The 19,797-nt window shown below is 59.5% G+C and carries 15 protein-coding genes; 6 read left to right on the forward strand and 9 right to left on the reverse strand.

Translation table 11 applies throughout. The features are described 5' to 3' along the window. Positions 1 to 13: 13 nt before the first annotated feature. Entirely contained in the window at positions 14 to 1,636 is a 1,623-nt protein-coding gene (locus QSJ80_RS02235) for an AMP-binding protein (RefSeq protein WP_285762634.1), read from the forward strand. 60 nt (positions 1,637 to 1,696) lie between these two features. Continuing rightward, positions 1,697 to 2,644 carry a LipP1 family hormone-sensitive lipase gene (gene lipP1 / locus QSJ80_RS02240; protein ID WP_285762635.1) on the forward strand — a complete coding sequence of 316 codons (948 nt, stop codon included), beginning with the start codon at positions 1,697 to 1,699 and terminating at the stop codon, positions 2,642 to 2,644. 72 nt (positions 2,645 to 2,716) lie between these two features. Here the strand turns inward: lipP1 and QSJ80_RS02245 are convergent, their stop codons facing one another. Beyond that, positions 2,717 to 3,550, reverse strand: a complete 834-nt coding sequence (locus tag QSJ80_RS02245; protein WP_285762636.1) for a helix-turn-helix domain-containing protein — start codon at positions 3,548 to 3,550, stop codon at positions 2,717 to 2,719. A gap of 166 nt (positions 3,551 to 3,716) precedes the next feature. Here QSJ80_RS02245 and QSJ80_RS02250 point away from each other — a divergent pair, with 166 nt between their 5' ends. From QSJ80_RS02250 to QSJ80_RS02265, 4 genes are all read left to right on the forward strand, one after another. After that, complete coding sequence (locus tag QSJ80_RS02250) at positions 3,717 to 5,519, forward strand: acyl-CoA dehydrogenase (RefSeq protein WP_285762637.1); 1,803 nt, start codon at positions 3,717 to 3,719, stop codon at positions 5,517 to 5,519. 34 nt (positions 5,520 to 5,553) lie between these two features. Further along, positions 5,554 to 6,012, forward strand: a complete 459-nt coding sequence (locus QSJ80_RS02255; RefSeq protein WP_285762638.1) for a MaoC family dehydratase — start codon at positions 5,554 to 5,556, stop codon at positions 6,010 to 6,012. A 54-nt stretch (positions 6,013 to 6,066) separates the two neighbouring features. Continuing rightward, on the forward strand, positions 6,067 to 6,981 hold the full coding sequence (locus QSJ80_RS02260) for an SDR family NAD(P)-dependent oxidoreductase (protein ID WP_285762639.1): 915 nt from the start codon (positions 6,067 to 6,069) through the stop codon (positions 6,979 to 6,981). 76 nt (positions 6,982 to 7,057) lie between these two features. Beyond that, the gene (locus QSJ80_RS02265) at positions 7,058 to 8,239 is read left to right on the forward strand and encodes an acetyl-CoA C-acyltransferase (RefSeq protein WP_285762640.1); all 1,182 of its coding nucleotides are present in this window, start codon (positions 7,058 to 7,060) and stop codon (positions 8,237 to 8,239) included. A gap of 64 nt (positions 8,240 to 8,303) precedes the next feature. Here the strand turns inward: QSJ80_RS02265 and QSJ80_RS02270 are convergent, their stop codons facing one another. From QSJ80_RS02270 to QSJ80_RS02305, 8 genes are all read right to left on the reverse strand, one after another. After that, complete coding sequence (locus tag QSJ80_RS02270; protein WP_285762641.1) at positions 8,304 to 9,890, reverse strand: BCCT family transporter; 1,587 nt, start codon at positions 9,888 to 9,890, stop codon at positions 8,304 to 8,306. Positions 9,891 to 9,918: 28 nt separating this feature from the next. Beyond that, positions 9,919 to 11,538 carry a carboxylesterase/lipase family protein gene (locus QSJ80_RS02275; protein ID WP_285762642.1) on the reverse strand — a complete coding sequence of 540 codons (1,620 nt, stop codon included), beginning with the start codon at positions 11,536 to 11,538 and terminating at the stop codon, positions 9,919 to 9,921. Beyond that, positions 11,535 to 12,521, reverse strand: coding sequence for an NADPH:quinone reductase (locus QSJ80_RS02280; protein ID WP_285762643.1), 987 nt, complete (start codon positions 12,519 to 12,521; stop codon positions 11,535 to 11,537). Before QSJ80_RS02280 ends, QSJ80_RS02275 begins: the two co-directional genes overlap by 4 nt. Further along, positions 12,502 to 13,347 carry an SDR family oxidoreductase gene (locus QSJ80_RS02285; protein ID WP_285762644.1) on the reverse strand — a complete coding sequence of 282 codons (846 nt, stop codon included), beginning with the start codon at positions 13,345 to 13,347 and terminating at the stop codon, positions 12,502 to 12,504. Before QSJ80_RS02285 ends, QSJ80_RS02280 begins: the two co-directional genes overlap by 20 nt. A 27-nt stretch (positions 13,348 to 13,374) precedes the next feature. Further along, complete coding sequence (locus QSJ80_RS02290; RefSeq protein ID WP_285762645.1) at positions 13,375 to 15,795, reverse strand: TonB-dependent receptor; 2,421 nt, start codon at positions 15,793 to 15,795, stop codon at positions 13,375 to 13,377. A gap of 155 nt (positions 15,796 to 15,950) precedes the next feature. Beyond that, the gene (locus tag QSJ80_RS02295) at positions 15,951 to 17,948 is read right to left on the reverse strand and encodes a tetratricopeptide repeat-containing sulfotransferase family protein (RefSeq protein ID WP_285762646.1); all 1,998 of its coding nucleotides are present in this window, start codon (positions 17,946 to 17,948) and stop codon (positions 15,951 to 15,953) included. A gap of 137 nt (positions 17,949 to 18,085) precedes the next feature. Continuing rightward, on the reverse strand, positions 18,086 to 18,994 hold the full coding sequence (locus QSJ80_RS02300) for an SMP-30/gluconolactonase/LRE family protein (protein ID WP_285762647.1): 909 nt from the start codon (positions 18,992 to 18,994) through the stop codon (positions 18,086 to 18,088). Further along, positions 18,991 to 19,797, reverse strand: a complete 807-nt coding sequence (locus QSJ80_RS02305; RefSeq protein WP_285762648.1) for an SDR family NAD(P)-dependent oxidoreductase — start codon at positions 19,795 to 19,797, stop codon at positions 18,991 to 18,993. Before QSJ80_RS02305 ends, QSJ80_RS02300 begins: the two co-directional genes overlap by 4 nt.

The following is a 19,797-nucleotide window of genomic DNA, read 5'->3' on the forward strand; positions in this document are numbered from 1 at the left end:
GCCTGTGTAAATTTTGGATAAAAAGAAGATGCTGGAAACCGAACTCGACTACGCGCAGAAGATGCTGCAGAAGATCAACGACAAGGGCGACCGCAACCTCGTAGAGGCTTTTGATCGCGCCATCTCAGAGCACCGTGAGCGCACCGCGTTTTCATGCCTTGGTCAGGACCTGTCCTTTCTTGAGCTGGATCGTAACAGTAAGGCATTTGCAGCATTTTTGCATGCCAGTGATATCAAACCCGGATCACGCATCGCACTGCAGATGCCAAATATTCTGGCTTACCCCATCGTGGTGTGGGGTGCGCTGCGCGCCGGTGTGGTGATTGTCAATACGAATCCGATGTACACGGAGCGTGAGCTGCGCCATCAGTTTACGGATGCAGGAATCGATGCGCTGGTGCTGTTTGAAGGCTGTCTGGCGGTAACGGCTCCCGTGGCTGAAGAATTGGGTGTGCGTCTTGTTGTGGTAGCCGGCGCGCTGAAACCGGATAGTTCGCAAGTATTACCACAAGGGTGTCCGGATCGCTATGTAGCGCTCGGCACTGCACTTGCAACGCCAAACACTGCGACAATCGAGACTACTAATGTTTCCATGGAAAGCCTGGCGGTGTTGCAGTACACAGGCGGCACTACTGGTCCGTCCAAAGGTGCCATGCTGACGCACGGTAACCTGTTCGCTAGTGCCTGGCAGACCACCAGCGCACTTGATGAAAATGAGCGCAGTGACGGCATAGTAATAGCGCCTATGCCGCTTTATCACATTTATGGTTTTACCTGGAATGTGATCAGTTGCTGTATGAACGGGGTCCATTCGGTACTGATTCCAGACCCGCGTAACCTGGATAGTCTGGTGCAGGCAATGCGCGCTTACCGTTTTACCGGCTTTGCAGGAGTTAACACACTGTTCGCTGGATTGATGCGGCATCCACAGTTCGATGAAATTGATTTCAGTTATTTGCGCGGGTCAATTGCAGGCGGAGCTGCGCTGGTAACCTCGGTTGCCGAGGAGTGGGAACGACGTACCGGCAGTAAGCTGTTCGAGGGATACGCCATGTCGGAGACCAGTTCCTCCCTCACCTGTAACACTCCTGATGCAAACCAGATTGGCACGGTCGGTAAGCCGCTGCCAGCCATGGAGGTGAAGGTCATTGATTCCGAAGGCGCGGACCTGGGTATCGAAAAGGTGGGAGAGCTGGCCGTGCGTGGACCTCAGGTGCTCAAAGGCTATTGGAATCGGCCGGCGGAGACTGCGGCGGCCGTGGACAGTGATGGTTGGTTTCGCACTGGTGATGTCGCGGTGATCCAGGCCGATGGATTCCTGCGTATTGTAGACCGCATCAAGGACATGATTCTGGTCTCAGGTTTTAACGTCTATCCCAACGAGATTGAGGACGTGTTGACAGCTCACCCCGATGTATTCGAGTGCGCGGCAGTTGGCGTTGCCGATGAGCGCACCGGTGAGGCGATCAAGGTCTTTGTAGTGCCGTCCGGTGCTGCGCGGGATGCTGAGGTATTGCGCGACTATTGTCGCAGGCAACTGACCGCCTACAAAGTGCCAAAACATATCGCTTTTGTCGACGCCCTGCCCAAGTCGGCGGTTGGTAAGGTTCTGCGCCGGGAGCTTCGCACCCCATGAATAAAACCAGCTGCCTGCGCCGCTGGGCCGGTGATAGCGGGAACTATCCAGGATGGGATGATGGATCAGGCACTGCCTGAAGATATTCAGGCTTTCCTGCAGTTGGTCGAGAGTTTGCAACGCCCTTCGCTGGAATCCATTGGTGCAGATGTGGCCCGAACAGCTGTCAAGGCAATGGCGCCTGCCGATATGGGCGAGCGCCGTTGCCGTATCGAGGAGAAGCATATACCGGTTACCGGTGGGCAAATCCCGATACGAGTCTATCAGCCCGAAACGGTCCGAGGCGTAGTGGTCTTTTTTCACGGGGGTGGCTGGGTGCTGTGTGACCTGGATACCCATGATGCGTTTGCTGATCAACTGGCGCATGGCACCGGGCATGTAGTGGTTTCCGTTGGTTATCGCCTGGCCCCTGAGCATCCGTACCCCACCCCGCTGGAAGACGCCTATACTGCGCTCTGCTGGGTTTCTTCCAACATCGGTAAGCTTGCGCCAGGCTGTTCGACAGTCGCCATCGCCGGTGACAGCGCGGGCGGTAATCTCGCCAGTGCCTGTTGCCTGAAGGCACGCGACGAGCGCGGCCCCTGTATCAGCCATCAATTGCTGTTTTATCCGGTAATGGATATCAGCACACTGGATTCCCAATCCTATACAGAGTTCTCGGAAGGCTATTATCTGCGCAAATCCGATATGGTCTGGTTTGCAAAACAATATCTGGGCGGAAGTGACAGTGCCAATCATCCATACATTTCACCCTTGCAGGCAGCTGATTTCCGCACTCTGCCGCCGGCTTACCTGATTACTGCGGGCTTCGATGTCTTGCGGGATGAGGGGGCGCTATTTGCGAAAGAGCTGCAACGCGCCGGAGTCCCTGTTCATTACGCCTGTTATCCCGACATGATCCATGGATTTCTCACCATGGCGAGCACGCTTCCATCCGCGCAGGCAGCTACTGCAAATGTACTTCAGGAAATAGCTACCCTGCTCAACCGGGACAGGGTGCCTGTTTGAACATGAATTGCGGCTTGTGACAGCTGTGATCGGGAATGAGGCAAAAGACGCTGTTACCCCTTGTACTGTGAACTAGTAGAACAACAGTGGGTGAGACAGGTTGCTGTTGAGTGCTTCGCCAAGGTCGAGCTCGTCACCTTCGGGGTAGAGGGTGTTGATCGTCAGGCGCGGCTCCGATACGTAGGAGGCCGGTCCCATGGCGCCTACATTGAGGCTGACGCAGAAAAAGCGCATGAGCCTGCCCTTGTACCCCTGTTGCACACGATAACTGGCCATGGGCTCCAGCCGTGAAGCAATATCTGCCCAGTCCTCTGGTATACCAGGGTAGGATGACAGTTCCGCCACCATGGCATGGTAGATGGGGTCATTGGTCAACAGGGCTTCCTGCTGCGTATACATGAGGATCATGGCCAGCATGTGCCGCCAGGGTTCCTGCGCAGAACCTTCCGGCGGACGCCTGAACAGAAACTCGAAATGATTTTCGACCTTGGCCAGCGCTTCGCAAGTGACCGATTCGCGATAGAACGCAACCCAGCTCCGGTTCACCATCAATAATCGGCCATAGCGGTCCATCAGTACCGCCGGGTAGGGGTCCATCGCCTTCAGGGAGAGCAATGTGGCTTTGCGTAACCACTTGAATTCCGGCGCTTCGAAGTCGACCTTCTGGCTGCGCGCCAGGTACCCCGCCGCGAGGCGCAGGTAACTGCCATCACGCTCACCAAGCCCCAGCGTCTCGGCAATGGCCTCTACGAATGCTTCACCGGGGCGTGCCTTGCCGTTCTCGAGAAAGCTGATATGCCGTGTGGAAGACTGCAGGTTCAGGGCCAGTGTCTCCTGGCTGAGCCCGCGTACCTTGCGCCAGAAGCGCAACAGGTGCCCAAACGCGTGGTAGTCCGTATCACTCATATCCGACGCCTCTTTATTGCCACCCCAGCACGCTGGTCACGAGCCTTCCGAACTTGACCTGAGAGGTAATGGCCGAGTCTAACAAGTCCGTGAACAATACCCAACCGGGCGCAGTTTAAAGTGGGCGCCTGAAAAAGATCCACAAACAACAGAGACCAGGTGATCCATGGCAGCACAAGTACTCAGCGAACGCGACCTGGCATTTATGCTATACGAACTGTTCGACGCAGAGTCCCTGACGGCCCGCCAGCGCTATGCGGACCACAGCCGCGAAACCTTCGACGCCGCCATCGCAACCGGCAAGGCCGTTGCGTTAAAGCACTTCCTGCCAATCCGCCAGAAGGTCGACACCAATGAGCCGACCTTTGACGGCGAAAAAGTGCACCTGCTGCCGGAGATCAAGCCGGCCCTGGAGGCCGTGGTGGAGGCAGGCCTGGCGGCGCCGTCTACTGATTATGAAACCGGCGGCATGCAGCTGCCGTTGATCGTCACCAATGCCGCACAGGCCCACCTGTCGGCAGTCGCCAGCACCACGCTGGGCTACATCTCCCTGACCCATGCCAATGCCAACCTGATCGAGGCGCACGGCTCTGACGAGCAGATCGATACCTGGGTGCGCCCCATGCGAGAGGGGCGCTTTATGGGCACCATGGCGATGACCGAGCCCGGTGCCGGCTCGGGACTCGCCGACCTCACCACCACTGCAGCGCGAGAAAGCGATGGCAGCTACCGACTGAGCGGCAACAAGATTTTCATTTCCGGTGGTGACCACGAACTCAGCGAAAATATTGTGCATCTGGTACTCGCCCGCGTGAAAGGTGCGCCCAAGGGCGTAAAGGGTATCTCCCTGTTTATCGTGCCCAAGTTTCTGCTCAATGAAGACGGCACTATAGGCGAGCGCAACGATGTGGCGCTGGCGGGCCTGTTCCACAAGATGGGCGGCCGCGGCCACACCTCCACCGCACTCAGTTTTGGCGAAAAGGGGGGTGCCACGGCCTACCTGGTGGGCGAGGAGAACAAGGGCCTGATGTATATGTTCCACATGATGAACGAGGCGCGCATCATGGTTGGCACTGGAGCAGCGCTCACTGCTCTGACCGGTTACCAGTACGCCCTCGACTACGCTCGCGAGCGTCCCCAGGGCCGGCTGCTCGCCAACAAGGATCCCGAGTCTCCACCCATCCCGATCATCGAGCACGCAGACGTGCGGCGCATGCTCCTCGCGCAGAAAGCCTATGCTGAAGGCGCTTACGCCTTGTGCCTGTACGGCAGTCAGCTTGCCGATGACGAGAAAACGGCGGAGACCAAAGAGGCGCGCACAAAAGCGCACACGCTACTGGACTTCCTCACGCCCATTATCAAGACCTGGCCCTCGGAATACGGCCCGCAGGCCAACAACCTGGCCATCCAGGTCATGGGTGGGCACGGCTATATCAACGAACATCCGGTGGAAATGTTCTACCGCGACAATCGTCTGAATCCGATCCACGAAGGCACCACAGGGATCCAGTCGCTCGACCTACTCGGGCGCAAGGTGCCGATGAACAACTTCGCGGGTTACCGTGCAATGCTTGCCGAGATGCACGGCACTGTCGAACAGGCAAAAGGCAGCGAGCTGAGCCTGTTCGCGGAACAGCTGCAAGCCGCACTCAGTGAGTTGCAGGAAACCACCAATATTGTTCTGGCGGCCACGGCAGAGAAAGACCTGGATCTGGTGTTCTCTAACTCGGTCAGTTACCTGGAGATGTTCGGGCACATCGTGATCGCCTGGATCTGGTTGCGCCAGGGCATGGCAGCTGATGCGGGACTACAGGCTAATCCACACAAACAGGATGAACAGTTTTATCGCGGCAAGCTGCAGGCAATGCAGTACTTCTTCCACTCCGAGCTGCCGAAAATTTATCACTGGTCAAAACTGGTACGCGATATCGACAGTACAAGCTTTGAGATGAAGCCGGACTGGTTCTGATAGCAGATACATAAAATAATAATCAGGAAACACAATGACTACTGCCACCAGAGAATCACTGCCGAAATTCGTCGGTACCGAGATGAAAACCACAGACTGGCTAACCATAGGCCAGCAGCAGATTGATCTTTTTGCGGAGGCGACACGGGATCACCAATTTATTCATGTCGATCCGGAGAGCGCAGCGAAAACCCCATTCGGCTCTACCATCGCGCATGGCTTTCTGTCGCTTTCGATGCTGTCCTATTTCGCGGAAACCTTCGGAATTGCTGTCGAAGGCGCTTACATGGGGATTAACTATGGTTTCGACAAGGTGCGTTTTATCGCACCAGTAAAGGTCAATAGTCGCATTCGGGCGCATGCGAGGCTTGCCAGTTGCGAAGAAAAAACCCCAGGCCAGTTCATGTTGAAATTTGATGTGACGATAGAAATCGAGGGAGAGGAAAAGCCCGCCCTAAAAGCCGAGTGGCTGACCATGCAGATGGTTGCCTGAGTAATTAACTCCGGACAAAAATTTAAAACGCAATAAGTAATAGTGAGAGTATCGATGAGTGTACGTTTTGACGGCCAGGTGGCCATCGTAACCGGCGCGGGCAACGGGCTTGGAAAATCACACGCACTGGAGCTGGCCGCACGAGGCGCAAAAGTTGTGGTCAATGACCTCGGCGGAGCGCGTGACGGTAGTGGCGCATCTTCTGAGGCTGCACAGGCAGTGGTCCGTGAGATCGAGTCAAACGGTGGCGAAGCGATTGCCCACGGGGCAAACGTCGCTAACTACGCTGAAGTCGAGGATATGGTGCAGCAGGCCATGAACAAGTGGGGCCGCGTCGATATCCTGATCAACAACGCTGGCATTCTGCGTGACAAGACCTTTGCCAAGATGGAACTGGCCGACTTCCAGCTGGTGATGGATGTGCATGTCATGGGCTCCGTGAATTGCACCAAGGCGGTGTGGGAAATCATGCGTGCCCAAAACTATGGCCGGATTGTCATGACCACATCGTCGAGCGGTATGTATGGCAACTTCGGTCAGTCCAACTATGGCGCTGCGAAAATGGCCGTGCTCGGGCTGATGAACACCCTGGTTTTGGAAGGGGCCAAGTACGACATCCGTGTGAATGCGCTTGCCCCAACCGCCGGCACTCGCATGACCGAGGACTTAATGCCGCCAGAAGTACTGGCCATGCTGACGCCGGAATCGGTAACTGCGGGCGCACTGACCTTGTGTCAGAAAGACGCACCCAACCGTTTCATTCTCTGTGCCGGCGCGGGTGGGTACGCGAGCACTCGCCTGTTCGAGACCGCGGGTACCTTCATCTCCACCGAAGAGCAGAGCCCGGAGGCTGTGATCGCGAGCTGGGACAAGATTTGCGATCAGTCTGGCCAGGCAGAACTGGCTTCAGGCGCCGGGCAAACCGAAAAGTTCCTGACTATGGCCATGACTAACGCCCAGCCAGCCTGATATCGGCAACGTAAATTCAAATCGCTGCACTCCGGGGTAGTGACCCGTGGTGCGGATATAAGAGAGCACAGAACGAATGAAAGAAGCTGTCATTGTTTCCGCCGCGCGCACCCCGATTGGTCGCGCCTATCGTGGGGCGTTCAACAATATCGAGAGTCCCTCTCTTGCAGCCCACGCCGTCAAGGCCGCGGTAGAGCGCGCTGGTATCGAGGCGAGCGAAGTGGACGACTGTATTTTTGGTACCGCTCTGCAGCAGGGTTGTCAGGGCACAAACCTGGCCCGCCAGGTTGCGCTTGCGGCAGGCCTGCCGGTGAGCGTCAGTGGCATGACCATTGATCGCCAGTGTGCGTCGGGGTTGATGTCAATCGCCACGGCTGCCAAGCAGGTTATCGTGGATGGTGCGCCGGTTGTGGTCGCAGGCGGCTGTGAGTCCATCAGTCTGGTGCAAAACGAACATATGAATCTGCATCGTGCTGCAGACCCGGCTGTCATGGCGGCAGCGCCTGCTATTTATATGCCGATGCTGGATACCGCGGAAGTCGTGGCAAAGCGCTATAACATATCCCGGGAAGTGCAGGACGAATACGCGCTTGAGTCACAGCGCCGTACCGCAGCCGCACAGGCAGCCGGTAAGTTCGACGCGGAGATCGTGCCGGTTACCGCCACCAAGCTGGTTGCCAACAAGGAGACTGGAGAAGTCAGTGAGCAACAGGTGACCCTGGAGAAGGATGAAGGCAACCGCCCGCAAACCACGCTCGAAGGCCTCGGTGGCCTGAATGCGGTACGCGAAAATGGCGTGATCACCGCTGGCAATGCCTCGCAACTTTCAGATGGCGCGGCCGCGGTGGTTATGATGGACAGCCAGCTCGCGGAACAGCGCGGCCTGGAGCCGCTGGGTATTTACCGGGGTATGGCAGTGGCAGGTTGCGAGCCGGATGAAATGGGCATCGGCCCGGTGTTTGCCATTCCAAAACTGCTCAAGCGCACTGGTCTCAAGATGGACGATATTGGCCTGTGGGAATTGAATGAGGCCTTTGCCGTGCAAGTGCTCTACTGCCGGGACCAGCTCGGTATCCCTGCAGACAGGCTCAATGTGAATGGCGGAGCTATTTCCATCGGTCACCCCTACGGTATGAGCGGCAATCGAATGGCCATGCATGCACTCATTGAAGGCAAGCGCCGCGGTGTCAAATATGTGGTCGTGACCATGTGCGTGGGCGGCGGCATGGGTGCAGCGGCCCTGTTCGAAGTCTTGTAGAAGTCATGGCGGGCACGCAATCGTTGCGTCGCCCGCCTTTGTAGCAGGTTTTATGTGAGCCTGCTCAGGCGCTGGTACGGGCCACCGCTGTGTGACCCATATCGCTGTCTGCGGACATCTGTACCGTCTCCGGGGCAGCATTATCTGTCACCGTCGTTCCGGCCTGCAGGCTGCGCACCAGCGAGATTGCCATCAACACGCAGATCACCAGGATGGGCAGCGCTACCACCAGCAATACCGTCTGCAGGCTGGTAAGCCCGCCAACAAATAGCAGGGTGATGGGCAGAACGCCCAGCATCAATGCCCAGCTAATGCGATGCCAGCGCGCCGGATTCTCGCCGATGGGCAGCTCGCGTGTGGCGCTGCCGGCCAGTGCCAGGGCGGCGGAGTCGTAGGTGGTTGCGGAGAACAGGATACTGACCAGCGAGAAAAGCGCGATCACCAGCGCGGCCAGTGGCAGCTGGTCGAGAACCGCAACAATGACGTCCTTGCCACCGCCCTGCCCCAGAATTGCAACCACATCCACATTGCCCTGCAGGAAGTGGTACAGCGACAGGTTGCCCAGCACGATATAAAACAGTGAGCATCCGAGGCTTCCGAACACCAGCATGCCGACGATGACCTGTCGCAGGGTGCGGCCGCGGGATATCCGTGTCACGAACAGGCCGACGAACGGCGCAAATGCGATCCACCAGGCCCAATAGAACATGGTCCAGTCCTCGACAAAGCCGCTGTCGGCGAAGGGCTCGGTCCAGGTACTCATGGCGACAAAATTCTGCATTACGTTGCCGAGTGCATTAATCCCGGACTTGATGAGAAATGCTGTGGGGCCGGCGATCAGGATAAACAGCAGCAGGCCGATGGCCAGGCGCACGCTCAGGCCACTGAGCTTGCGGAAGCCGCGTTCCAGCCCGAAAAATACACTGGCCACGAAGATGGCGATGCTCAGTACCACAACTGCGGCGTCCAGCCCGAACCCCTGCTCGATACCGGTAAGCCGCGATATGCCGGCCGAGATCATTGGTGTGGAGAAGCCCAGGGAAGAGCCGGCCCCGCCAAGCAGTGCCAGCATGAACATCAGGTCTATGCCACGCGCAGCTATGCCGCCGGGTTTGTGACCGAGGAACGCATGCATGCCAGTACTGAAACGCAGTAGCGGGACTTTTTTCACATAGTAGGGATAGGCAATGGCGACCGCGGGCAGGCAGTAAAAGGCCCAGGCACTGGGCCCCCAGTGGAAGATGCCGTAGGACGAAGCCCAGCGCAGGGCTGCGGCCGAGCCGGGCTCTGCGCCCATCGGCGGTTGCTCGTAGTAATAGGCCCACTCGATTGCCGCCCAGTACATCAGGCCGGCACCAATACCGGCACAGAACAGCATGCCGACCCAGGTGAAGTTGCTGTAGTCGGGCACGTCGCTGGCATCGCCGAGTTTGACCTTTCCATAGCGACCGAATGCGAGCCAGCCGAGAAAGACCAGTACCGCATTGGCAGCGAGGATGTAGAGTTGGCCCAGTTCCCGGGTAATCCACTGGTGCAGCGCCTTCAGTGCAGCGCCACCGGTTTCCGGTGATAGCACCAGTGGTATGCACACTAGAAAAATTATGCCTGCCGCGAACGCAAATGCAGGTTTATCAACACTGTGTTTTTTCATCGCTGTTACGTTTTCTGTTTATTGTTTTTTATTTAACTGTGGAGGTTATGCTGCGCCATTCGCACAGGCCGTCAGGGTCCCAGTTCCCGGTTCGCGGCACTGCGCTCAAAAGCATGGCTTTGCCACCGGAGGAAAGCTGTGGCCAGTGCGGCAGACCTTCGCCGTTGGGGTTCCCCGTTTTGGCGAAATTTGTCCAGTAGCGCAGTATCAGTTGCGTCATATCGCGATCGGCCCTGGTATTGGGTAGCCACGCATCATGGCTGTCGAACACATAGGGCAGCTCGGCACCGTGGTACACCCCAATTGGATTATTTGCCATGGTGCCACGCAACTGGTCGAAACGGTACAGATAGGCGGGCATGTCGCTGTAGCGCTGCGCAAGGTGGGCGACCTCCGCGCTGCTACAGTCCTGCCAGGTCGCATCCTGCAATTCCGCCATGCGTCGGCGGGCCGGCTGTGCCGGGGCGAACTCGCCGTCCTTTGGCTGGGGGCCGCTGAAGTACTGCTGCCACCAATTGCTGATGTCGATATCGGATACGGTTTCGTCCACATACATCAGGCTCTCGTCCCGGTTGAAACCGACCATTAGTGCCTCGCCGTTGAGGGGCTTTGTATAGGCCTTCTGGGGGATATGTGCCAGCACCTGGCCATCGCGCACCGGATAGAACTCACGCTTTTCTTCAGGGGCTTCTTTACCCAGGTAGGTCTGCTGCGCCTGCGCCAGTATCTGCGCCCCCGGTAGTGCACGCATTTCGGAAATGCTGGCCGCACCGAGGTCGCGCTGGAACTCTTCACCGTATGCTTCCTCAATAGTGAGGTCACCGTGCTGGTAAAGATCGAAGGCACCACTCTGGCGGATCGCGTAGCGGAACAGGTCGCGCGCCTGTGGCGACGTCATCAGGTAGCCGATGGCCGCGCCACCGGCGGATTCACCAAATACCGTAACCTGTTCGGGATTACCGCCAAACGCTGCAATATAGCGCTGCACCCACTGCAGCGCGGCGATCTGGTCCAGCAGGCCGTAGTTGCCTGGGCCTCCCTCCGGGTCTTCACCACGCAGTTGCGGGTGCGCGAAAAACCCGAACACACCGAGGCGGTAATTGATGGATACCACCACGACATCATGAGCGGCCAGTTCAGAGCCATGGTAGTTCGGCTCGTGGGACCATCCGCCGAGGTTGTTGCCGCCGTGGATAAACACCATGACGGGCAGGTTTTGCGCGCCCTCAGGCGCCCACACGTTCAGGAACAGACAGTCCTCACTGACAGCACCGGGTGTGGGGGCAAGGGCGGGATCGCCGCCGAAGTTGCGTATCACATCGGCATACCAGTCGGTGTTGTAACTGGTCTGCATGCAGGCTGCACCGAATCGGGACGCATCGATTTGCCCCGCTGCGGGCTCCAGCAGCTGCGGTGCGCGCCAGCGGCGCGGACCGGTTGGAGGGACTGCATAGCGGATGCCGCGGTAGCTGGCGATACGCTGCCCCTCGCGGTTGTTTTCCCAAAGACCGGTCCAGAGGGACTCGGTCAACGTCGCTTGCGGAGGGGCCTTCCCCGCAACTGGCTCACAGAGGCCCGGTAGCGTGACCAGGCCCAGAGCCAGAGCGGGAATCAGCGTATGCAGCAGTTTCTTGTTACCGCGACTCATTCCACCGCAACAACGACACAACCGCGTACGGTGCCACCCTCGATGATCTCGTGGGCTTCTGCCATTTTCTCTAACGGCAGCACATCGGCGACGCGATGCTGCAGCTTGCCCTGCTCCAGTGCCGCGGTGATATCGCGGATGGCGTCCTGCTTGGCCTGCTCCGGCATGGCGTACACGATCACCATGCGCACGGTGATGTCCATAAACATCATGCGGTAGAACGGCAATTGCGGGGACATGTCCTGGCTGGAAGAGTAGGTGGCGATGGTGCCGCCAATACGCAGGCAGTCGAGCACCTGCGGCAGGTTCTTGCCGAATTCCACTTCCACCACGCGGTCCACGGGCTTGCCGTCGTTTGCCTCGAGTATGGCAGCTGCCCAGTTTTCGTCGCGGTGATTGACAACGGCATCCGCCCCGAGGGCGAGACAGGTATCGCGGTCAGTGCTGTTGCTGGCGGTGGTGATCACCTTCGCGCCGGCTTGCTTCGCCCACTGGATTGCATAGAACCCAACGCGGCCGGCACCGCCGGTGATCAGGATGGTCGAGCCTTTGACATCGCCATCGGCAAACACGCAGCGGTGCGCAGTCATTACCGGAATACCGAGGCAGGCACCGATTTCAAAAGAGGTATTTTCCGGCAGCGGCACTGCCAGCTTTTCATCCAGCGCCACATACTCCGCCGCCGTACCCAGGCGCCGGCCGTACTGCGCCTGGTATACCCATACGCGTTCGCCGATACGGCTGGTATCCCCGCCGGGACCCACCGCCTCAATGATACCGGCACCATCGGAGTGCGGGATCACCAGGCCGTTGTCGAGCAGGTCGGGGAAAGAGCCCGCACGTTTTTTAACATCGGATGGATTCACGCCGGTGGCCTTCAGGCGCACCAGCACCTCGCCAGCCCCGGGTTCCGGTACCGGCTGATCGCCCAGCACCAGGGTGTCACGGGCGGTTCCGAATTGTTCAAACCATACAGCTTTCATTGGCTTCCTCTTTGTTTGTACGTATATCGCAGGAAAGGGATTCAGTGTGCCCATCAATGGCAATCGATTGCCCGGAAACCGCCGCGCCCGCGGGCGATGCCAGAAACAGCACCATCTGCGCGATGTCATCGGCGGAGACGAACAAACGCATGGAGCTCTGGCGTTCGTACACGTCGCGTACCGCTGCGGTTGGTACGCCGCGCTCGACGGCTTCGCGCTCGATCACGCCGTCAATACGCGGTCCCTTTACACTGCCGGGGCAGAGCGCATTGACGCGGATATTGTGCGGACCCAATTCCATGGCCCAGGTCTTGGTGAGCCCGATCAGGGCCCACTTCGACGCGGTGTAGGGCGAGCGGTATGGGAAACCGAACAGGCCGGCGTTGGACGAGATATTGATGATGGCGCCGCTGCCGGTGCGCTTCATCATGGGCACTGCATATTTTGTGCAGTAAAACTGCCCGTTCAGGTCCACCGCCACAGTGCGGTCCCAGGCGTCCGGCTCTATATCTTCCACCAGCGCAGTGGGACCGGCGATACCGGCATTGTTGACCAGCAGATCGAGGCGGCCGAATTCCCGCTCCAGCTGGCGGTACATACCTTCAACCGCCGCGGCGTCAGCTACATCGACCACGGCGCCGGAGGCTGTGGCGTTTTCACCGAGAAAATCCACAACCGCTGCCCGGTCCACGTCGCACACAAAGACCCTCGCTCCGGCAGCCAGCAGCGTCTCGGCAATACAGCGTCCGATACCGCTGGCACCTGCAGTGACCAGTGCGGCCTTGCCGTTCAATGGCCCGGCAGGCAACTTGTTGGCCAGGTTCATAACTTTCTCCCAGGTCTCACGCCCAACTCAGAAGCGACGGCGGAAAGAAACACCCAGCGTACGTGGACGCGAAGTAGTGATGCTGGAGTCATAGCCAGCCGTAAAGCGCGTTAGTTGCGGGCGCTCGTCGGTCAGGTTGTTGATGAACAAATCCAGTCCCCATTGCTCCTCATCGATACCCGCGCGCAGGTTGACGTTGGTGTAGCTGTCCTGGGTCTGGCGACGATCCACCGGGCTGTCGCCCTTGAATACGTAGAGGTCGTTGTAGGACTCACCCACGTAGGCGTAGGTCAGTTGCGCGAAGGCATCGCGATCGGCAATGCTGAAGTTGTGACGCGAACTGAGGTTGTATTTGAGCTCGGGTACATTCGGCAATGATGTGCCATTCGGCGCAGAGTTGCTGCCTACCACGAAGTCCTCGTTCACTTCCGCATTGTTGACGGCAAAGCCGCCGCTGAGGAGCCAGCTGTCGGTTACCGCGTAGGTGATGTCGGACTCCATGCCCAGGATCTCAGACTGGCCCACGTTCAGGGTCACGCCCACCGGCAGGCCATAGGACGAGTCATAACGGGTGAACTGCGTATCCTCCCAGTCCATCCGGTAGATGGCACCATTGAAACGCAGTGCCCCGTCGGCCAGCGTTGTCTTCCAGCCGAACTCGTAATTGTCGAGGAAGTCCGGGCGGTACTGCACCGGCACCAGGTCGTTGTTGGCCCGGTTGACGCCGCCAAGACGATAGCCTTGCGAGTAGGTCGCGTAGATCATGATGTCTTCGGAAACCTGGTAAGTGACATTGGCCTTGAGGGTCTTGTCACTGTCTTCCACGCGGCTGTTGACGATGGCATCCGGTGTATAGGGAGATTGCGTGCCGTAACCGGAGATGCCTGACAGTTTACTTTCGGCGCGGAAGAAACGAGCACCCACAGCGACGGTCAGGTCCTCGCTCAGGTCATAGCTCAGCTCACCGAAGACAGCGCTCTGGTCATCTTCGCGCTCCTGGTCAGTGAGGTAGAACAGGTTGGGTTCGTCCATGGTCTGGAAGCCGGCACCCTGTGCCATGCCATCCATTTCCCATTCCTGGCGATAGTCGTGCGAGGCGCTCTCGGTGAACGCACCCACGACATACTGCAGAGGGCCATCGAGCTGCGATTGCAGGCGCAGTTCGTGGGTCTGGCGCTGGTAGCGGTTGTCGTCGTTGTAGTAGATTGCCAGACTCGAGCAGGGCTGCTCTACCGCCTGGCCGCCGGTGTAGTAACAGGCGTAGGCCGGTACCCAGTAGGCGTTGGCGTAGTTGGCATAATCCGCATAGGCGGTGTAGTCGGACGCGTACTCCACATCGCGGTCCAGCATGGAGCCGGAATACACCAGGCTGGCAGCGCCGAGGTCGCCCTCCACGTTTACACCGTACTGGGTAAACTGGTCGTCGCTGCTGTCCGGGAAGTAGCGCTGCACTTCCAGGTCGCCCACTTCACCGTTGGGGTTCTCGGGATCGTGGAACCAGGTACCACTGGTCTCCTGGCGCTGGGTCAGCACGCTGGCGGTCGCGGTCCAGCGATCATTCAGGTCGATCTTCAGGGCAGCCCGCGCACCGCGATTGTCCAGCTTGTTAAAGTTTTCCTCGACCAGACCCGCATTGTCCTCGGTCACCTGCGTCACCGGCGAGTAACTGCTCTCGCTCGCGAGGCCGTAGGTGCGGGTACCCGGGATGTTATCGATGTAACCGCCCTCGCTCTTGTCCCAGGCCACCAGGCGCACTGCGGCGCGCTCGCTGATCGGTGCGTTCACATAACCCTCGAGCACATGGCTCGGGTCGCCATCGCGGGTGGTGGAGGCCTCGACGTCCACGGCGGCGGAAAATGCTTCGGTATCGGGCTTGTTGGTGATGATGCGCAGGGTGCCGGACTGGGCACTAGCGCCGTAGAGGGTGCCCTGCGGGCCGGCCAGTGCCTCCACGCGGGCGATATCGTAGATGTGCAGGTCGAGATTGCGACCGATCGCTGTTACCGGCTGCTCGTCCAGGTAGATGGCCACGCTTGGCTGCGAGCCGGAGGCATTGCCGTCACCACCGTCGGCGGCACCGCGCATATACACCTGTGACAGGCCCGGGCCGGCGCTCTGGTACGACAGGCTTGGCAGCAGTAACGCATAGTCATCAAAGCCCGAGACGCCCTGCTGCTCCAGGCGCTGCTCACCCAGTGCCTGGATGCTGACCGGCACATCCTGCAGGCTCTCATCGCGCTTGCGCGCAGTTACGGTCACTTCTTCCAGTGAGCGGCCAGCACCATCCTGGGCAACGGCGGGCAGCGCCACCATGCTGCTGAGCCCGATTACGGAGCCCAGTGCGAGTGCCGGAGCGCGGTACTGGCGGGTGTGTTGACGGATAAAGCCGGCGAGCGGCTTGCGGAGCAGGTCGGGTGTACCGGCCCGGTAATTCTTCGTTCGAGTCATCGCTGATTCCCCTATTAGTGTTTTTATACTTCCGGGATTGAGAAAAACTACTACTCAAGAGCTCAGAATCACGCCAAGACGGGGCCCTGACAAGCGAAGGTTCTTTGTCGGCTGGTGAATTTTATTCATCTCAGGTGCCGCCCTTCTTCCCCGCTTCAGGAGAAACGCTGGAGGGTTTCCCCGAGCGCAGCGCGCAGGTCGTCCAGGTAGGGGGAGTAGGGTTCCCATGCAGCGAGGCCGTCGCGATTGATTGGCCGGCGCACCTGCTCGGAGCTCGCCGTGCGTACCGAGCGCCGGGTCTTGTGAAAGTCCAGGCAAGCTGGCTCAAATGGCAGCCCGCAGAAATCCAGGATGCGGCGCACCTGCGGCTCCAGGTCCGCTACCACTTCTTCATACTGCACTGTGAGTACCTTACCGGGCAGCGCCGCGTGCCAGTGATCCATCAGGCGCAGGTAATCGCGGTAATAGCGGCCAATATTTTCGAGACCGTAAGTAAACGACTGGCCAACGGCGAACAGCTGCTTGAAGCCACTGAAACAGCAGGCCATGGGGTGGCGCCGCGCGTCGATGATTTTTGCATTGGGCAGGATCAGTTTGATCAACCCGATATGGGCAAAATTATTCGGCATCTTGTCGATAAAGTGAGGGGCGTTGCCGCGCTGTACCCGGGTGCGCGCCAGGTACTCCTCGCCCAGCGCGATGCGCTCCTCTGCATTGAGGTCGGCGAGCACTGCCGGATAGCGGGATTCGTCATCGCGCTTGCGTTGCCCCGACAGGCGCCGCACCAGCGCGAGGATATCAGGCAGTTCCTTGGTGCCGTCCACCTGCGAGTGGGACGCGAGGATCTGTTCCAGCAGGGTCGAGCCCGCGCGCGGCAGACCGACGATAAAGACCGGCGCCGGGTCTTCGCAACCGCCCTCGCCCTGCGCGGCAAAGAGCTCTGCGGTGCAGGTCTGGATCAGTCGGTCGGTGTAACGGCTGGTTTCCTCCGCACTGTAACCCTCCTGAACCGCCTTGAGCGCATTACCTTGTTCGTAGTGGGCAAAAGACTGCGCGTAATCGCCGGCGTCTTCCTCGCCCTTGGCGAGCGCAAACAGTAACTGCACGCGCTGCTCTTCCGTAAGGTCGGCCTCTTGCAGCTGTGTGCGCATCTGCGCGAGCTCGTCAGTGCCGAAGCGGTAGGTCTTGAGGTTTGCGAGGCTCCACCAGGCTTCACCGTTTTGTGGCTCGCAATCGATGGCGGCGCGGTAGGAGCCGATAGCGGCCTCCTGCTCACCGATGGTCTTCTGCGCATGACCTCGGCTGACCAGCAGGGCCGGCTGCCGCGGCTGCTCGGTCAGCATGTGATCGTATACCTCGATCGCCTCCGGGTAGCGGCCGAGCTTGGCCAGTACCGCCGCCTTCAGCACCTGTACCGCCGGAATCGGGCGCGGTGCCTGCTCGAGTTTCTCCACCTCGGCGAGAGCCGCCTCACCCTTTTCGCGGCGGTTGAGGATGCCGGCGTATTGCAGGCGGGCGAAGTCGAAGTCCGGTGCCAGCTCCAGGCAGCGCGCCAGCAGGTTTTCCACATCCGCCAGCGCGCCAGCCCTGGAGCCGATTTCCGCCAGTAGGCGAATGGCATTGACGTCGGTGGGGTGTTGATAGAGGTAGTCACGGCATGCAGCTTCGGCCTGGGCAATACGGCCTTTTTCAAACAAGGCAAAGGCGCTGGCGAGATCGCCACCGGCAACAGACTGGCGCAGGTGCTGGGTGCGGGCATTGGCCGCGCGGTCGTGTTGCTCGCGAGCCGTGTAGTATTCAGCGAGCGCCAGCCAGCTCTCGGAAAGTCCGGGCTGCAGCGCCACCGCGCGCTCTAGTGCTTTAATCGCCGCGCCGTGATCTCCAAGGCGAGCCTCACACAAGCCGAGTTCGTGCCACGCCGAGGCGAAGTCCTTTGCGTGCTCAAGGAGTTGTGTCAGCGCACTATGCGCACCGCTCACATCGCCCTGCAGGCGCTGACAGATGGCAATCACCAGCTGCGCATTCACCTCGCCGGGAACGCTGTCGAGGATTTCAGTAGCCTGCGCGCGCGCCAGGTCAGGGCGCTGCTGGTTCAGCAGCAGGTAGGCCTGCTTGATGGCCTCGACCAGGCTGCCGGTTTGGGTAGCGGACATTGACGGGATCCCTCAAAACGCTTATCGCCTGCACGGTACACGGCAGGAAGCCAGCGCATATCGGCAGCGAAATTATTTTTGTTTTCGAATGCAGTGTGTCGGAGTGTGGCAGAAGCTGTCAACGCGGGATCCGCGAATCAGTCACCACCGAGAAGGTAGCGATTCTCCGGCAGGCCGCGGCAATTGGTGTCCAGCACAAACAGGCTGCCGGCTTCGGGCTGGGCGGCGTACTGCTCCGGTGACAGGTCACAGCGGGCGGAGGTCACGAACAGGGTACGGAGGTCATTACCGCCAAAAGCGACACAGGTCAGCTGGCTCGCGGGCAGTTCGATGTGCCCCAGCTTTTCGCCGGTCGGGCTGTACCGGACAACCCGGCCACTGCCCCACTGGGCGTTCCAGACGCATCCCTCTGCGTCGACAGTGGAGCCGTCAGGATGGACGCCCGGGGGCGTCCGGGCGAACACCCGCTGGTTACTCCAGTTACCACTATGCGGGTCGACATCGAAAGCCCAGATGGTTTCTTCGGGGGAATCGGCGAAGTAGGCGGTCAGGCCATCGGGTGACCAGCACAGGCTGTTACTGATACGGATACCGTTTCGCTTTACTGAAACCTCTCCGGATTGATCGAGCCGGTACAGGCTGCCGTGGCCCTCGGGCCTGTCGCTGCGGTTTCCGGCATTCTCGATCATTGAGCCAACCCAGAAATGCCCACTGTGATCGACCCGCCCGTCATTGAGGCGCAATTCGCGGGTGTCCGGAAGGGGAAACAGGCTCTCCTGATTCCCACTGCCGGGCGCGTACAGGCTGATACCATTGTCAAAAGCCGCCACCAGTACACCCGGACGTGAGGTCAGCGCAAACGAAGCCAGACGACGATCCAGGTCATGGTGGCTTAAAGTGCCGCTGGCCGGGTCATAGCGGTACAGGCGGCGGCCAAGGATATCCGTCCATAGCGCCTGCCTGACCCGGTCGTCCCAGAGTACGCATTCACCGAGCTCATTTTCTACGGGCAGTGTTGCGCGCAGTGATGCCTGCAAGGCGCTCACACCCGGCCCCCGTCGATGATCAGCGACTGGCCGCTGATAGCGCGCGAGGCCTGTGATGCGAGGAACAGCGCTGACTCGGCCACATCCTCGCCCTGGATCGCGAACTTGAGATTCTGCTCATCGATGCACTCCTGCAGTGCTTCTTCTGTGACCCAAAGCCGCTGCTGACGCTCTGTCATGACCCAACCGGGCACCAGCGCATTGACCCGGATATTGTCTGGCCCCAGCTCGCGGGCCAGGCTGCGGGTCATGCCGATGATGGCAGACTTGGATGTGACGTAGGCCGGGTAGCCGGAAAGCGCGAGGTTGGCCGAATTGGACCCTACGTTGATAACCGCACCGCCGCCCGCCGCCGCCATGTCCGGTGCGACTGCCTGTATGGCAAAAAACTGGGGGCGCAGGTTGGTGTTGATGGCGTCATCGAAAGCCTCCGGGCTGAGGCTTTCAAGGTTGTGGCGGGTGTCCCGCGCTGCATTATTGAGAAGCACATGAATCGGCCCGGCATCTGCAACGGCCTGGTCAAGTGCGTCGCGCAGTTGGGTCAGGTTGCGGATATCGCAGCGGTAGAAGCGCGGCCGGATACCGGTGTGCTCCTCTACATCATCGCAAAGCAGCTGTGCGGGCTCCGGCCTGGTCGACAGGAACGATACCCGAGCACCTTGCAGCGCAAAGGCTGCTGTAAAGTAGGCGCCGATACCGGAGCCACCACCGGTAATAAATACGTGGCGGCCCTCAAGATCCGGGTAACGGGTAATACCGGCAAGCCGCCCCGAGGCGAATACCCGATCACAGTCGACACTCAT

Origin of the sequence: Biformimicrobium ophioploci, from assembly GCF_030270605.1 — a bacterium.
Taxonomy (GTDB): domain Bacteria; phylum Pseudomonadota; class Gammaproteobacteria; order Pseudomonadales; family Cellvibrionaceae; genus Biformimicrobium; species Biformimicrobium ophioploci.

What these genes read in the sequence shown, in the direction of transcription:
- QSJ80_RS02250 (WP_285762637.1), top strand. Translation starts at nt 3,717, where the DNA reads ATGGCAGCACAAGTACTCAGCGAACGCGACCTGGCATTTATGCTATAC.
- QSJ80_RS02285 (WP_285762644.1), bottom strand. Translation starts at nt 13,347, where the DNA reads ATGAACCTGGCCAACAAGTTGCCTGCCGGGCCATTGAACGGCAAGGCC.
- QSJ80_RS02275 (WP_285762642.1), bottom strand. Translation starts at nt 11,538, where the DNA reads ATGAGTCGCGGTAACAAGAAACTGCTGCATACGCTGATTCCCGCTCTG.
- QSJ80_RS02265 (WP_285762640.1), top strand. Translation starts at nt 7,058, where the DNA reads ATGAAAGAAGCTGTCATTGTTTCCGCCGCGCGCACCCCGATTGGTCGC.
- QSJ80_RS02280 (WP_285762643.1), bottom strand. Translation starts at nt 12,521, where the DNA reads ATGAAAGCTGTATGGTTTGAACAATTCGGAACCGCCCGTGACACCCTG.
- lipP1 (WP_285762635.1), top strand. Translation starts at nt 1,697, where the DNA reads ATGGATCAGGCACTGCCTGAAGATATTCAGGCTTTCCTGCAGTTGGTC.
- QSJ80_RS02305 (WP_285762648.1), bottom strand. Translation starts at nt 19,797, where the DNA reads ATGAGTGTCGACTGTGATCGGGTATTCGCCTCGGGGCGGCTTGCCGGT.
- QSJ80_RS02270 (WP_285762641.1), bottom strand. Translation starts at nt 9,890, where the DNA reads ATGAAAAAACACAGTGTTGATAAACCTGCATTTGCGTTCGCGGCAGGC.
- QSJ80_RS02290 (WP_285762645.1), bottom strand. Translation starts at nt 15,795, where the DNA reads ATGACTCGAACGAAGAATTACCGGGCCGGTACACCCGACCTGCTCCGC.
- QSJ80_RS02255 (WP_285762638.1), top strand. Translation starts at nt 5,554, where the DNA reads ATGACTACTGCCACCAGAGAATCACTGCCGAAATTCGTCGGTACCGAG.
- QSJ80_RS02260 (WP_285762639.1), top strand. Translation starts at nt 6,067, where the DNA reads ATGAGTGTACGTTTTGACGGCCAGGTGGCCATCGTAACCGGCGCGGGC.
- QSJ80_RS02295 (WP_285762646.1), bottom strand. Translation starts at nt 17,948, where the DNA reads ATGTCCGCTACCCAAACCGGCAGCCTGGTCGAGGCCATCAAGCAGGCC.
- QSJ80_RS02245 (WP_285762636.1), bottom strand. Translation starts at nt 3,550, where the DNA reads ATGAGTGATACGGACTACCACGCGTTTGGGCACCTGTTGCGCTTCTGG.